16 protein-coding genes are annotated in these 15,597 nt (G+C 35.1%); 4 read left to right on the forward strand and 12 right to left on the reverse strand.

What is annotated here, in order from left to right; all coding sequences use genetic code 11:
* Positions 1-52: 52 nt before the first annotated feature.
* A complete protein-coding gene (locus C1724_RS09650) occupies positions 53-556 on the reverse strand; it encodes a DoxX family protein (RefSeq protein WP_102346453.1) in 504 nt (167 codons plus the stop codon).
* A 317-nt stretch (positions 557-873) separates the two neighbouring features.
* Between C1724_RS09650 and C1724_RS09655 the strand changes: the two genes are divergently transcribed.
* Positions 874-1,803, forward strand: coding sequence for a manganese-dependent inorganic pyrophosphatase (locus C1724_RS09655; protein ID WP_102346454.1), 930 nt, complete (start codon positions 874-876; stop codon positions 1,801-1,803).
* A gap of 84 nt (positions 1,804-1,887) precedes the next feature.
* On the opposite strand, the gene C1724_RS09660 is transcribed toward C1724_RS09655, so the two are convergent.
* From C1724_RS09660 to C1724_RS09675, 4 genes are all read right to left on the reverse strand, one after another.
* Entirely contained in the window at positions 1,888-3,075 is a 1,188-nt protein-coding gene (locus tag C1724_RS09660; protein WP_102346455.1) for a S1C family serine protease, read from the reverse strand.
* A 38-nt stretch (positions 3,076-3,113) separates the two neighbouring features.
* Positions 3,114-3,827: an anti-sigma factor gene (locus C1724_RS09665; protein WP_102346456.1), complete on the reverse strand. Its 714-nt coding sequence runs from the start codon at positions 3,825-3,827 to the stop codon at positions 3,114-3,116.
* Complete coding sequence (locus tag C1724_RS09670; RefSeq protein ID WP_180994214.1) at positions 3,817-4,404, reverse strand: RNA polymerase sigma factor; 588 nt, start codon at positions 4,402-4,404, stop codon at positions 3,817-3,819. The genes C1724_RS09665 and C1724_RS09670 overlap by 11 nt, the downstream gene beginning before the upstream one ends.
* 525 nt (positions 4,405-4,929) lie before the next feature.
* Complete coding sequence (locus C1724_RS09675; RefSeq protein ID WP_102346458.1) at positions 4,930-6,213, reverse strand: IS110 family transposase; 1,284 nt, start codon at positions 6,211-6,213, stop codon at positions 4,930-4,932.
* Positions 6,214-6,367: 154 nt separating this feature from the next.
* On the opposite strand from C1724_RS09675, the gene C1724_RS09680 reads away from it, so the two are divergent.
* Genes C1724_RS09680 through C1724_RS09690 form a run of 3 tightly spaced genes read left to right on the forward strand, consistent with a single transcriptional unit; the run spans position 6,368 to position 9,476 of the window.
* Positions 6,368-7,522 (forward strand): COG1470 family protein, encoded by a 1,155-nt coding sequence (locus tag C1724_RS09680; RefSeq protein ID WP_102346459.1) that lies wholly within the window; start codon positions 6,368-6,370, stop codon positions 7,520-7,522.
* A gap of 2 nt (positions 7,523-7,524) precedes the next feature.
* Positions 7,525-8,475 carry an ABC transporter ATP-binding protein gene (locus tag C1724_RS09685; protein WP_102346460.1) on the forward strand — a complete coding sequence of 317 codons (951 nt, stop codon included), beginning with the start codon at positions 7,525-7,527 and terminating at the stop codon, positions 8,473-8,475.
* Complete coding sequence (locus C1724_RS09690; protein ID WP_102346461.1) at positions 8,472-9,476, forward strand: ABC transporter permease; 1,005 nt, start codon at positions 8,472-8,474, stop codon at positions 9,474-9,476. Before C1724_RS09685 ends, C1724_RS09690 begins: the two co-directional genes overlap by 4 nt.
* A gap of 54 nt (positions 9,477-9,530) precedes the next feature.
* Here C1724_RS09690 and C1724_RS09695 read toward each other — a convergent pair whose 3' ends face one another.
* The 7 genes from C1724_RS09695 to C1724_RS09725 all read right to left on the reverse strand — a co-directional run bounded on the left by C1724_RS09695 (position 9,531) and on the right by C1724_RS09725 (position 15,494).
* Entirely contained in the window at positions 9,531-10,280 is a 750-nt protein-coding gene (locus C1724_RS09695; protein ID WP_102346462.1) for an anthrax toxin lethal factor-related metalloendopeptidase, read from the reverse strand.
* A 239-nt stretch (positions 10,281-10,519) separates the two neighbouring features.
* A complete protein-coding gene (gene yppF / locus C1724_RS09700; protein ID WP_102346463.1) occupies positions 10,520-10,693 on the reverse strand; it encodes a YppF family protein in 174 nt (57 codons plus the stop codon).
* A gap of 310 nt (positions 10,694-11,003) precedes the next feature.
* Positions 11,004-11,765, reverse strand: a complete 762-nt coding sequence (locus C1724_RS09705; protein ID WP_102346464.1) for a C40 family peptidase — start codon at positions 11,763-11,765, stop codon at positions 11,004-11,006.
* Positions 11,766-12,139: 374 nt separating this feature from the next.
* A complete protein-coding gene (locus C1724_RS09710) occupies positions 12,140-12,793 on the reverse strand; it encodes a hypothetical protein (RefSeq protein WP_102346465.1) in 654 nt (217 codons plus the stop codon).
* A 233-nt stretch (positions 12,794-13,026) separates the two neighbouring features.
* Positions 13,027-13,227 carry a cold-shock protein gene (locus tag C1724_RS09715; protein ID WP_102346466.1) on the reverse strand — a complete coding sequence of 67 codons (201 nt, stop codon included), beginning with the start codon at positions 13,225-13,227 and terminating at the stop codon, positions 13,027-13,029.
* A 146-nt stretch (positions 13,228-13,373) separates the two neighbouring features.
* Positions 13,374-14,636: a glycosyl hydrolase family 18 protein gene (locus tag C1724_RS09720; RefSeq protein ID WP_102346467.1), complete on the reverse strand. Its 1,263-nt coding sequence runs from the start codon at positions 14,634-14,636 to the stop codon at positions 13,374-13,376.
* A 219-nt stretch (positions 14,637-14,855) separates the two neighbouring features.
* Entirely contained in the window at positions 14,856-15,494 is a 639-nt protein-coding gene (locus tag C1724_RS09725) for a YpjP family protein (RefSeq protein ID WP_102346468.1), read from the reverse strand.
* Positions 15,495-15,597 lie beyond the last annotated feature (103 nt).

A 15,597-nucleotide genomic window follows, 5' to 3' on the forward strand; every position in this document is an offset into this window, starting at 1 on the left:
CAAAAAGACCAAGCAATGGTCTTTTTGTGTGTTATATAGAGTTTGGATTTTTTTAAACTGTTGCTTTATGAACTTTATCTTCTTTATTCATTGCTTTACGAATGAAAGGCAAGATGTAACGATCTAAACCAAATTTACCTGCATTAGCACCTGCAACAAGAATGAATAGTGTTAATAATACCATTTGTGCGTTTGTGCTAACTGTTCCACTAAATAAGAACGCGAAGTTCATAGTTGCACCCATTAGAGCTGCGAAAGTAGTAAACGTTCCAAGAATTAATGCAATCCCTACTAATAATTCACCCCATGGTACTAAAATATTGAATAAGCCTACATTTGGAAGTGCAAATCCTTCTAGAAAACCAGCCCACCATGCTTGAACAGCCGGATGATCGCCACTTGCTTTACCAATTGCACCTTGTAAAAATCCACTTGCATCAAACCCACCTGTTACTTTACCCCAACCACCATGTATCCATTGATAACCTAAATATAATCTAAATAATACCAGTAAACCGGCAGCTATGTTATTTTCTCTTAACCATTTGACTACCATATTCTCCACTCCTCTTATTTGAGAAAATCCTTTAATAGGATTTTCTTTGGTAGTTACTTTGAAGTACTTCTTATACTTTTATTATAAATAAATTATACGTAGATGAAATAGGTTTCCTCATGTATTCACATTATAGAAACAAATTAATTACAAAATAGTGAAAACCTATCTTCACCTATTGATTTATCAAAAATTGCTATCCAAGTATTTTAGAAAAGACCTATTTTGTGTTAGAATAACCCTTGGATGTTGGTATCTTTTTCTATATATCATTAAAGGTATCCGGCGGCTTATTTTGATAAACGAGGAGAGAAATAATGGATAAAGTATTTATTTTTGGCCATAAGAATCCTGATACGGATTCAATTTGTTCTGCGCTTGCGTATGCTGATTTAAAAACTAAATTAGGCATGAATGTTGAACCGATTCGTTTAGGATCTGTGAATGAAGAGACTCAGTATGCACTTAATCAATTTAATGCCGAAGCTCCACGCTTAGTTGAGAAGGTAGCACAAGAAGTGAAAAATGTAATTTTAGTCGATCACAATGAACGCCAACAAAGTGCGGATGATATAACTGATGTTCGCATATTAGAGGTCATTGATCATCACCGTATCGCTAATTTTGAAACAAGTGATCCTTTATACTATCGTGCTGAACCAGTAGGTTGTACAGCTACTATCCTTAATAAAATGTATAAAGAAAATGGGATTCAAATCGAAAAGAATATTGCAGGATTAATGTTATCTGCAATAATTTCAGACTCTTTATTATTCAAATCTCCTACTTGTACAGATCAGGATGTTGCAGCAGCTCGCGAGTTAGCTGAGATCGCAGAAGTAGATGCAAATAGCTATGGTTTAGAAATGCTTAAAGCAGGTGCTGATCTGAGTAAGAAATCAGTAAAAGAATTAATCACACTTGATGCAAAAGAATTTCAGATGGGAAATTACAAGGTTGAGGTTGCTCAAGTTAATACAGTAGATACTAACGATGTTTTTTCTCGTCAAAACGAAGTAGAAGCTGAGTTAACTTCAGTTATCTCTGAAAAGAAACTTGATTTGTTCTTATTTGTGGTAACGGATATTTTAACGAACGATTCCACAGTTATTGCACTTGGAAATAAAGCAGACGCTGTTGAAAAAGCATATAATGTTAAGCTAGACAATAACACAGCCGTACTAAAAGGTGTAGTTTCACGTAAAAAGCAAATTGTTCCAGTCTTAACAGATACCCTTTCTAAGTAATTAATTTGTACTTTAAAAGACCAAAAGGCGCATGGAGTTGATTCTCCATGCGCTATAATTATGCTTGAATGAAAACCGTACCTCTTAATAAGAGTTTTGAGGTACTAATGTCAATTCCGTTGTTTTTTCCTTACCATTTCGATAATATTTTATCGTTATTTCTTCACCAATTTTCTTTTTAGTGTATATATATTTCCTAAGATCAACATCGTTTGTTATGTCTTTATCATCAAGTGCAACGATAATATCATATTGATTAAGCCCCGCTCTTGCTGCTGGTGAATTGGGAACGACCTCTAAAATTGCGACTCCTTTTTTAACATCGTCAGGTAAACGAAACGTTTCGGTCCAATGAAAGGTCGGAATATTTGACAACGTTTCTAAGCTTATTCCTAGGTAAGGCCTTTTTACTTCTCGATAACGTTCAAGGTCATTAATGACCGGCTTTGCTATTGAAATGGGAATAGCAAAACCAATTCCTTCTACTGAATCTTGAGCTATCTTCATCGAATTAATTCCAATTACTTCCCCAACTATATTAACTAAAGCCCCCCCACTATTCCCGGGATTAATTGCAGCATCCGTTTGAATTACATCTGCCTGCCAATCGGGCTTGCCATCTTTATTTATATCCACAGGAATTGTTCTTTCTTTACCACTTAAAATTCCTTGAGTTACCGAACCTGAAAAAGCATCTCCCAATGGACTTCCAATCGCAATGACCGGTTCACCGAGGGTTAAATTGTCTGAAGATCCTAGATTTGCAATTTCGCTTACATGTTCACCATCAATTTTTAAAACAGCTAAATCAGTAAATATATCACCACCTACAAGTTCAGCTGGTAATTTCGTGCCGTCACTTAATGTTACTTCCAATTTTTCACCACCGTCTATTACATGGTAGTTTGTTACGATATAGGCTTTATTCTTAGCTTTTTTGTAAATGACACCAGAGCCAATTCCTGCTTTTTGTGGTTCAAGGGTAAAATAATTCATATTTTGATAGTTCGTTATACTGACAACAGCATCATCTACCTTTTCAACTGCCCTAGGTATACTCATATACGTATTATCATAGCTTAGAAAATTTTTTTCTATTGCACCACTGTTATCATTTACTTGCTCAGCAACTACCTTTTGTTCCGATTTCATCAACGGATTGAAATAGAGTAAGAAAGAAAATGCAGTTAATACAATACCAATCAAGCTACCTAAAAGTAATGGTTTAGAATATTTGCTAAGTTTTGATTTATAAGGCTTATAGTAACCCATCTTTTCTTTTTTACATTCCTTTCATTGTAAAGTTTTTTTCAATTGGAATTTATCTTAATCAAAAAAGGATTTGGGTCTGTCGGTACATCGCTACCCCCAAGTGGTTCTTTGCTAACCATAATATGTTCAAGTTGATGAACGACTCCGTCCTGAATGTAAAGCTGGCCTTTTTGTCCATTAACCTTTAATAGTCCTACATTAATTAATTCGTCAGCAGTTTGGATCCATGCTTGATAATCATTTAATGAAATTGGATGTAGGCCATCTACTAATAACATCATTTCATTTGAATAAGGATTAATCCAAGCATAGCCACTTACCCTATCATTCCATTCGGGGCTTATTTCGTATACATCCGTATCATCCTTAACCATGAACGGCTCCTTCAGTGATTGATTGGTAGTATAAGATGCAACTTGAGGTGGTGTCTGCAGATCCGTTGGTTTAATAATATATCCAATTAACATCATAACCATTGCAAAACAAGTAGACATAAAAATAAATGTCGGTTTTGTAAATCGGATACTACTTCGTTCTTTTCTTATACTTTTCATAATTCTCTTTTTAGTATGTGCGGAAGGCCGCTGCTTTTCTGCAAGACCATTAAAGATAGTTAACCATGAATCAAAAACTTCTTTACAATGTTGACACTGTTCCATGTGATTTCTTAAACTATGTTCTTGTGCTTTATGAAGTTCACCACGTACTAATCCAATAATAGATTCTTCATGAACTTGACTATTACATGTCATTCTTTTCACCTCTAGCTTTGGAGAAGCTGTTTTCTACATCAAAATACTTTTTTAAGTTGTGAATACCATAACGAACAAGAGATTTAATCGTTCCTAATGGACGATTTAGCTTATTAGACAGTTCCTGATGGGTATATCCTTTAAAATAGTTACCAACTATTGCTGCTTTTTGTTTAGATGGTAGAGAATCAATCGCTTTATGTATCGCATCTCTTTCAACATTCATTAGAACTTGCTCCTCTACTATACTTCCATCTAATTTAATCTCCTCTAGTTCTTCCTCCACATTGCAAACCGAATGCCTTTGTTTTCGAAGTCGATCCAGACACCTGCTTTTTGTTTTTATTGCAATCCAGGCTTCTATCGATCCCCTGCTGGGATTAAACCCATAAGGATTATTATAAATTTCGATAAAGACATCGTGACAAAGGTCTTCGGCATCAGCTTTGTTTTTTAATATTTTCATTGCAATTCCAAACACCAAACTAACATATTGATCGTAAAATTGCTCGAAAGCTTTAGAGGAACCATTACTGAATCCATATAGTAACTCTTCACCTTTCGTTCTTTTATCCAAAGCAGTCACCCCAAATACTTCTTATTTTAAAAAACCCTTCTACTATTATTACTCTTAACACATCTATTTGGATTTATAAAATCAAAAATTCTTTTAGAAAATTTTAAATCCAAGTAGATATTCTTTACGTACCTCCCTCAATAAAGTTTAAATATCTCTAGAATCCTCACGTATTCTCAAAGTTTCATAAACACCTAATAGTTAACACACCTGAAACAGTGGATAGTATTTGAATTTCTTCAAGTTCCTTACAGGTGGAGGTGCATCCTAACCACCAAACTGGTATAGTTTGGTAATTATTAGTATAACCGTGCTATGAAAACTCCACATAACTCACGGCCGCTAACCCTCCCATGTCTCACCGGATCGGGTCCATACATTCCTTCGTCCTGCGTATCCATAAGGTGGAGGTCGGATATGCTCCTATACTGGGTCATAGCCCGAATGGTAAAAATAAACTCCGACTCTGCACTATTGGTGTTTATCTATTGAGAATATAGAGTATCTAAAGTGTTTTCTGTTTGATTATGCAACCTGTAATAGGTTTTCTTGAGGTATCCCTTGTAATAACTTGGAACCATCAAATTGACATTGTTTATGTCCTATGACAAAAATGACTCGTAATAATTTACAACACAAGGCAATCAGAGACTGCTGTTTCTTTAAAGGTCTATCAGGACGTTTTGTGTAATAATGATGCAGGGCTTTAAACGTTGGATTATGTGCAACCAGAGGACGTATAGCCATATACATAGCCCTTCGTAGTTTACTTCGACCTCGTTTAGTAATGGTTGTTTTTCCTTTGTGTTTCCCTGAACTATTCTCTCGCAAGGAGAGTCCTGCTAGGTTAACTAGCTGCTGGGGATGCTTATAATTTTTGAGATCCCCAATTTCAGATAAAAAAGTAGTGACTGTGGCTACGCCAAGTCCTGTAATATCAATCATTTCATTTGCACCAGGTATCGTTCTAACAATACCTTCTAACTCTTGATCAAGGTCTTCTAGTTGCTTTCTGAAAAGCTCTAATTGTTCAAGGAGATTATCCATCTCTCGTTGTGCAAATTGGGTTCCAATAGTTAAACCAATGCTCTTACGAGCAGCCTCTACTAACTTTGTAGCCCGTTTAATTCCAACACCTCTTTGAACAAATGGTTTCCATTCTTGAAGTATCTCTTCAGGTGTCATCTCCACGATTTGTGATGGAAATGGGAAAAGTTTTAATGTACAAAGAGCTGCTTTACCTTCCCAGTCTCCAAAGACATCGAAGAATTCTGGCAAGTAGCGATCAATCATATTTTGAATACGCCCTTCTGTAATCATTAATTGTTGGATGAGTTGATCTCTAATTTTGACGCCTTCTCTAAGTTCAGCATAGATGCCATCTAAGAGATTAGGTACAGAGTATCGCCCATCTTTAATCAACTGTGCGATTACTTTTGCATCTTTTGTGTCATTTTTCGTGGGTGAGTTATCATCAAGTTCTTTGCTTTTCTTAACATGCATTGGGTTGACTAATACAATGTCATAGCCCTTTGCAGTCAAATAATAAGCTAGATTCAGCCAAAAATGACCTGTTGGTTCTACACCAAAAATGATATGATCTTTAGAATTTTCTTTTGCGTGGCGGTGAGCCCATTCAAGTAATAGCTCAAAGCCATGAAATCTGTTTTGGAAAATCAGACGTTTTCCGAATTCTAAGCCTCTGTCGTCTTGTGCGCGTGCTACGTGCTTTTCTTTTGCAACATCAATGCCAATAACTAAAGTTGAAGGTGTGATTTGAGAGATTTTGTGATTTTGTGTATAATTCATTATGAGTCCTCCTTGGTTACTTAAATTAAGGGTCCTTAGTGCTGATCAGCTGTGGACACCTCGTATCATACCAAGGGGCTCTTTTTTTGTTCAACCCTCAAATTTCTTCATTACAGGAATGCTCCTATGAAAAACAAAATGAGGAGGAAAAGACATGCTAAAGAAAGTATTTGTAGTGTTAACTTTATTAATTTTCTTTTCAAATGTATTCTCAAAATTTGCTTTTGCGGCGGGAGGCCTTACACTGTATACACCTTATACAGGTATTGCTGTAATACCAGGTGAATCGATTGATTATGCTTTTGATCTTATGAATGAAACTAGCCAGGTCCAGCAGGTGACGTTTGAAATAGAAGATTTACCAAAAGATTGGGAATATGACATTACGTCGTCAGGGTGGAACTTAAAGCAACTATCAGTTAAACCCGATGATTCACAAACTTTCTCAATTAACCTTGAAGTTCCGTTAAATGTTCCAAAAGGCGAATATACTTTTTATATTACAGCTACAAGCACATCTGGACTAATGGATCGACTTCCAATGAAAATTAACATTTCTGAAGAAGGAACATTTAAAACGGAACTTACTTCTGAACAAACAAATATGAAAGGGCATGCCCAATCTACCTTCAATTACGAGTTAGCACTTAAAAATCGCACCTCTGAAGCACAACATTATGCCCTAAAGGCAGATGCACCCAGAGGATGGGATGTAAATTTTCAAGTAGATGATAAAAGTGTGACATCTGTTTCAGCTAAGTCAAATGAAACTAAAAATATTAACGTCGTGGTAACACCTCCTGAAAAAGCCGAAGCTGGAACGTACCCAATTCCACTTACAGCAACAACGAATGCAACTTCTGCAGAACTTACATTAGAAACTGTCATAACTGGTACGTATGGTATAACGCTATCGACTCCAACAGGAAGATTAAGTGAAGATATATTAGTAGGCAAGGAAGAATCCATTGAGTTAGAGGTTAGTAATACCGGTACAGTACCAATCGGAGATATTACTTTAAATTCAGAACAACCTGTTCAATGGAACGTTCAATTTGAGCCTAAAAAAATCAACATTCTAAAACCTGGAGAATCCGAAAAAGTCACAGCGATCATAACTCCAAGCGATAAAGCTATTGCTGGAGATTATGTTATCCAGATGGAAGCGAGTACACCTGAAGCAGTGTCGACTGCTGATTTTAGAATGCAGGTTGAAACATCAATGTTATGGGGCTGGGTTGGTGTCGTTATTATTATAGCTGTTATAGGTTGTATCTTCTATTTAGTACGGAAATACGGGAGGAGGTAGACATGCAAGAAACAATAATTGATATTCAGAATTTAACAAAATTTTATGAAACGAAATGCGCTGTTGATGATCTAAATTTAAAAATATACCGTGGTGAAGTGTTTGGATTATTAGGTCCCAATGGTGCAGGAAAATCAACATCAATCTTAATGATGCTTGGTCTCAGCGAACCTTCTACTGGAACCATTACAGTTTGTGGATACAACTCCACTCATGAGCCGATCAAGGTAAAGCAGAAAGTTGGATATTTACCTGATAATGTTGGTTTCTATGAAGAGCGGACCGGCTTAGAAAATTTATTATACACGGCGCAATTAAATGGACAATCAAAACAAGAGGCAAAAGAACGTGCAATCGATTTATTAAGACAAGTCGGACTAGAAAAGGCTTGCCACAAGAAAACAGGTAACTATTCAAGGGGAATGAAACAAAGACTTGGTCTTGCTGACGTATTAATTAAGCAACCTGAAGTCATTATTTTGGATGAACCCACACTAGGAATTGACCCGCAAGGTGTTCAAGATTTGCTTAGTTTAATCAGAACATTGAGTAAAGAGTACGGAATAACCGTATTACTTTCATCACACCATCTTCATCAAGTACAACAAATCTGTGATCGGGTTGGGTTATTTGTAGATGGAAAACTTTTGGCCTGCGGTAATATTAAGGAGTTGGCACATAAGTTGTTTTCAAGTGATGGCATGACCTTGGAGACTAAAGTTTCTCTCATTACTGATCCTTTGCTAGAAAAGCTTAGAGATATACCTGAGGTATTAGCTGTAGAATATAAGCATGATGAATTAACTATTAAGAGCAAAACAGATATTTCATCAGAAGTAGCAAGCATCATAGTTAACTCGGGTATCTCCCTAAGAGGACTTGTTCTTAAAGAACATGGTTTAGATGATATTTATCATCAATACTTTGAAGGGGAGGTTAACGGTAAAATATGAAACATGATTTCGTTTACAAGATAGATCATAAAGACACACATCATATACACCATCCTTTCCTTACTATGGTGCAGAAGGAAATAGCTGATCAAGTCAGAAGTTGGAGATTTATAATATTAGTATTGCTTATATTACTAACTTGCCTCGCTTCCCTATATTCATCATTAAGCATTATTCGTACAGCTGCCGCGTCCATCGACACAAATGATGCTTTCTTATTTTTAAAAATATTTACACTTTCTGACCCGCAAGGCTCAATGCCTTCTTTTATGACATTTATTAGTCTATTAGGTCCATTATTAGGAATTGGCCTGGGATTTGATGCAATCAATTCGGAACGAAATCGTGGAACGCTCAGCCGAATTTTAGCCCAGCCTATCCCTAGAGATTATTTAATTAATGCAAAATTTTTAGCCAACTTAGGTTTAATCGGCATATTGACTTTTGCATTAGGCTTTTTAATCATTGGACTAGGGATTATTTCAATAGGTTTCCCACCAACATGGGATGAGTTTTGGAGAATGGTAGCCTTTCTATTTCTTAGTGTAATTTATATAGGCTTTTGGTTAAACATATCAATATTATTTTCAATTCGCTTTAAGCAAACTGCTACATCAGCACTTTCGAGTATTGCAATGTGGTTGTTCTTCAGCGTATTTTATTCAATCATTATTAACATAATTGGCAAAGCGGCATTTCAGATTCAAAAAATGGGGGCAATATATGAGTTAGGTGGAATGCAAACCATAATCCAAACATTATCACGTTTTAATCCAAGTTATTTGTATAGTGAAATAACGACGATTTTATTAACACCTACCATACGTTCTTTAGGGCCCTTAACAATGGAACAATTAGTTGGTGCAATCCCAAGTCCATTGCCTTTAAAACAGAGTCTTCTGTTGATATGGCCGCAATTTACAGGTTTAATAGCTGCAACGATTATTTGTTTTGGTATATCCTATTTCATTTTTATGAAACAAGAAATAAGGGCAAAATAAAAATAGCAAAGAATAAATAGATAGTCTATTTATTCTTTGCTATTACTTTAATTATTAAAGACGCGTTACAACATTATATACAAAATCCCGTTTCTTTTCTTCTAGCTTTTTAAGATATTCATGTGTTTTGGGTGCGGTTTGTTTTAAGTTTGCATTTGTTTTTTCATTTAAATAATACATTGCAAACACTTCAGCAAAGTATTCTTCAGGGTAATTTTGAAAATACTCCCGTTTTGGAAACAATTTAAATACTTCATCTTTCCAGATCCCAATGAAAACGCTATCATTCCTAAGTTTATCAAATACTTTCCGTTCAACTGAATGACCAATTTCATGGAGCTCCAGATTAACAGAACCATGTCCCTTTCCATACGAACTTGCACCAATTTTCGCCGCTGCAATATACGTTCCTCCTGCACCTGGTACTTGATCCCATGTTTTATTAGGACTCCAGCCGCGTGGAGATATCCCACTTAAGTGTGTAAACGGGCCTTCATCAGTTAGTTTTCCAGTAAAAAGTTTGATCTTTACATTATTCACAACTAAATCATGAAGAAGTGTAGGGTGTATCTTGGATATACGAGAAACCATGCTACGTACTTCTTTATGATCGTAATCATTTTCATTCGGCAGTAATATTAGTTGACCTACTAACCTTTCAATCTCTTTATTATCAAACTCAATATTAATACCATGCATTTCATTGGCTTTCTTTAACGAGAGACCTGTAATTTCCCCTTTTGCAACAGAAAGTGTGGGTAAGGTGCAAAGAAGTAATAAACAAAAAACGAAAAGCTGTTTCATTAGCTTGTTCACCTTCTATAGTTTTCTGAATATTTTCATTATTTTAAATTGTGTATTACTATTATACTATAGATAGGCTTGTCTTGTTATGTATAAAATATTAAAATCTTATTACATAAATTTTACATTTTATTTACATTACTCTGAAACTTGAATTAAATAGACTCTCGTACATTGTTGAAAATGAAAGCAGTAATAAAAAACCGCAGGATATCCCTGCGGCCTTAATATATTATTAACTACGCTATAGTTGCACCGCGTTGCTCTAACTCATGCATTAATCTACGATATTCTGCAAATGATAACGTACCTTGAATATATCCTCGCTTTAGAAAGTCTAATAAGTCGTTTACATTAGTTGGATGATCCTTTTTCACTTCAACATACTGTTTAATTAATGTTTCTAATGTCAAAATAACTCCCCCTTGTTTAACTAACTAATACAAGAATACCATCAAACAAGGCTTATTTTATTATTTTAGAATTTTTCGACTTCCGACAGACCTCGATATATTTTTACAAAAACACCGTTTCCTGTCTAGCGAAAATACTATTTTTAGACGTGAATATGTCACGAGTCGGACAATTTGATGATTTTTGTCGCACGAAAGTTTCTAAGTAATCAAGGTAATAATATCTAGTACTCTCTTTTTTGCTAAGTCTGGCTATAAGAGTATCTAGGTAAAAGAGACCAACTATGACGTGGTCTCTTTGTTAATTACCTTAATTATTTAATACTCGTGTTACTTTAACTAATCTGTCTTTCCAATAGTAGGTAGTGTTACTATAAGTAACCCCTACTGAACTTGATGCGTGAAGTATAGTTGTTGCATTTACATAAATTCCTGTATGATCAATCCTACCATCAAAGTTACCATCAAATGCAACTATATCACCGGGTTTCGCTTCCGAGAATGGTATCGAAGTACCGGTATTAGCTTGATCAACCGTAATTCTTGGAAGATAAATTCCGTTTTCTTCGTACACTCGCTTTAAAAATGATGAACAATCAAATACATCCGTTCTCAAAGTAGAAGCACCATATAGATAACCGGCACCAATATACTTGTTACCTGTATTAATGATATCCTGTCCTGTTACCTGTTTGACAATTGTCGTTTGACCAACTGGAACATTTAAAACTTGTCCAATATAAAGCATATTAGGATTTGTTAGATGTGGATTTAAATTTTGGATTGCTGAAATAGTTGTATTAAATTTTTGAGAAATAATATAAAGTGTATCACCTGATTTAACTGTGTATTTTTCTGAAGACCTATCTTCAGACACCTTTAATACTTGTCCAGGATAAACCGTATAAGATGTTAGTCCATTCCAGTTCATTATTTGTTGAACGGTTGTGTTATTCTCGTTTGCAATTTTCCAAAGGAAATCCCCACTTTTAACTGTGTAGGACGCAGCATCAACTTGGGTTGAAAATAATAACGATCCAACCAATCCTGCAATGATGATAAACTTCTTCATGATGTAAATTTCCCCTTTCCTTAGGCTCAAATTTTAAACTATTAATTTTTATGAGTGTTAAGTAATTTGGTTATAACACTAGGGGTTTACTAATCTATTACCCCAAAATCGTGTGCCCTAAGTTATTCGTAACAAGATCAAAATCTATGACCCTATGTTAACAATGAAAAACTATGATGTCCTTGGTATTTTTTGGGTTTTTACCATTATAGTGGTATAACTAACAATAATTTTATCTGGAATATGTTTACATTTCTTCTGCAAACGCTTTTAAATCCATATGTATTTAATTTATTACAGTTATATTTCAACCATTATTTTCCTAATTTTTCACAATAAAAATAGCCTATCCAAAGATAGACTATTTTTTAATTTTAATGTGTATTAAAATCAAATTCACTTAATAAATCCATATTACTCGCTATCATTGCAATGATAGTACTTGCCTCTTCCTTACTAAAAATAAAATTCGTTTCATCTTCGATCAGCTCATCTTCAGTTGTAACAATACGATTAATTCGTCTAAGTATACCATCACCAGTTTCTTCTATGATCCCAAATTGATAAGATACTTCAATATCATCTTCATGAACAAAAGCCATTACCTCTTCTGTTGTCCACTCAACGCTAATATCCTCAAATATATCATCATCAAATTGATCACTGTCATCAATTTCTCCCATTACCTCTAAATCATCATAGTCATCATACTGATCACCATTCATGAAGAAATGGAAGTCTTCATGGACAGCATCTACGATATCTTCTATATCAGATAATATCGTTCTCGCTTTTTGTTCAAGATCCATATCTAACGTTTCAATATAGAATTCTTCATTATGAGGGTCAAAGAATAATGTGCAAAAGTAATCCCTTTCCTGATCCTCTGTTTCCACATAGAATTCTATACGCGGATGCTTTGCACCTCGGTCTATAGACATATGTCCTTCTTGATCATACTTTTCACAAATTGACTCTAAATGATCTGGCAACTCACTACATACACGGTCAAACCATTCTAATGACATGCGGCATCCTTCCTTCCATGAGTAGTCAAGTATAGTATTTCCTATAGTTAATATGATCCTTGCACCACTTTTATCCAATTACAAATTATCAACAACACCTTTTTCCTTTAATTAGTGAAAGAAACGTTACTTTTGCCTAATCAAAGAGTTAAATCAGCTGCATAGTAAAGAGGACAACATCTTGTTTTTATACTAGACGTTGTCCTCATTGTCATTTACTAAGTTTGTCTTTGTTATACTTTTTGCACATTTGCTGCTTGTGGTCCACGGTCCCCAGTCTCTATATCAAAAGTTACTTCTTGGCCTTCATCAAGTGATTTGAAGCCTTCACCCTGAATAGCTGAGAAGTGAACAAATACATCCTCTCCACCTTCACGCTCAATAAACCCAAAACCTTTTTCACTGTTAAACCATTTTACTTTACCACGTTCCATTTTACTGCCTCCTAATATGTAAGTAATACACAAAATTACTAAAATAATCTTGCCTACTTATTTTATCCAGGAGACGTTCATTTTAAACAAACTTTTTTCGTGTTAAATAGTAATATATAAAAGTATTGCTAAAACAGCCGTTACTTTTAGCGGATAACTCGTATGTTCCTTTCCAAATATGCCCAATTTTGCGGGAATTCAAAAGCCAATTGCCAAAAGGTCACCCCTAAAAGGTTATAGCGATCAACTAGCCCATATTTACTTGTAATACTTCTTATATCTTCAAACCATACAAAATGTTGTATACTATCATCCCAATAAGAAAAGTATGGTGCTTGTGCAGCACTATCAAATTCAATTGTCGATCCCTTAGAAATTGCTAAATTTTGTGCAGAGTTAATTCCGTACGACGTTGTCTCATTTTCAGGGAGTTTCCAGCTATATCCATATAACGGAATTGCTATTTGTACCTTCCTAGGATTTATAAGAGAACTCGTGTATCTTATGACTTGAGCCATCCACCATAAAGGTGTAACTGGGTCAGGTGGACCTCCTGGGTATCCATAATCCATCGTCATAACTGCAACAATATCAGCTATTTTGCCTATAGAATAGTAATCGTAAGCACCAATTATCGGGTTAGTTACTATATCCTCTGTTTTTGCATGTACACTCACATGTAATATTCGCGTTCCTAGTTCGTTTTTTAGATCTGAAAGAAATGTAATAAAGTCATTTCGTTGTGGGGGTGGTATAAATTCAAAGTCTATACTTACTCCTTCGTAATTACCTTGAACCAACAAATTTAATATACTAGTAATTAAATTTGTTCGAAACGTTACATCGCCCAATACAGTTCCTACTAATTCAGGACTAAAATTAGTCCCCACTAAATTTCGGATCATTAGCAAAGGCCTAACCCCTAATTGTTTGCTTCGGGATACAAGTGGTGCATCCTGCAATAGCTGAAAAGCCCAGCCTTCCTCAGTAAAGGAATAAGCAACAATAGCTAAATAACTTAGATGATTAGCTACTGTTTCAAAATTATTTAATGATCCTGTCATATCATATGGCACAATATACCCAAGGGTTTGTAGAGGTACTCTACGCGGCGAAGGGATTCTTAATGTTTGCCCCACAGATAAACTGTCGTTATTAACTACTGGATTCATTGATAAAATAGATCGGATATTAGCATCAAAGCTTTGTGCTAATGACCACAACGTGTCACCGGATTGTACGACATATTCCCTAATTGGAAGCTCTTGTTGAGGTATATAAAGTGCTAATCCTGGAGTAATTGCATCACCTAATAATCCATTCAAGTTCATTATTGTTTGTATTGGAATACTGTACATTCGAGAAATAGACCATAAGGTTTCGTCAGCTCGAACTACATGAATTGCCATACATTCACGTCCTTGAATTTAGATTTACTACTATCTTATGGCTATAAGGGTAATGATAGTACTGAACATAAATGAATATTCCAAAAGAATAATAAAACCCTATAGTTCTTTAGAACTGCTATAGGTTACTTAGTCATATTTTATTAGAGTGTTCGTACATAAAAAACCAAGGATTACTAATAGCAATCCTCGGTTTCATGATAATATTTTCATTTACATTTATGCACTCATCCAGTGCGGAGGAGTGTTTTTATCCCAGTAAATGGAGCCCATTGTATGATGTGTCTGAAAACGGTCTGTATATTTATGATAGTGAAAATTGAACCAATATCCGTCCATCGGTGGATGATCTCTTCTCACATGAAACCGGATTAAATCTTCCCCTGTAGAACGATTGTAAACATGAAAGATTTTTTCTCCTAAACCTTTTGCTGGGTTTTCGGAGATGACTAATTCGCGAATTACGTCTTCATCAAGCTCTTGTGCTAGGGTTGAGATGGCTTCCTCGATTTTTGGAAGAATGACTTGCTTAAATTCGTCACCGATTACCGGGGCAATTGTTCTCCCAAATTTCATCATTGAAAGCTGTTCTGCTTGATTCGTCGAATATGCTGTAAAAGTAGAGATTAATTCCTCTCGATTATCTATATAAGTTGATATACTATCCCAGGAAAGCTCCTGGTTCGTTTCTTGCTGCTCTTCGACTTCTTCTGTAAGAAGTAAACTATCTTGTTTATCTGAAACATCACTATTCTCTTTTACGTTTCTATCAACATTCGTAGGCATGTGAGGAACAACCATACCAAAGGTTAGGATTGTCACAAAAACTACAAATATTTTCCTCATCCATATCTTCATAAGGCATACCCCATAAACTATTGTTATTGTCTTTATTTTCTCACATTTTGTTAATAAAAACCACTTTCATGTGCATTTTTAACATAAATGTAATGTTAGACAC

Origin of the sequence: Bacillus sp. Marseille-P3661, assembly GCF_900240995.1 — a bacterium.
GTDB lineage: Bacteria > Bacillota > Bacilli > Bacillales > Bacillaceae_J > OESV01.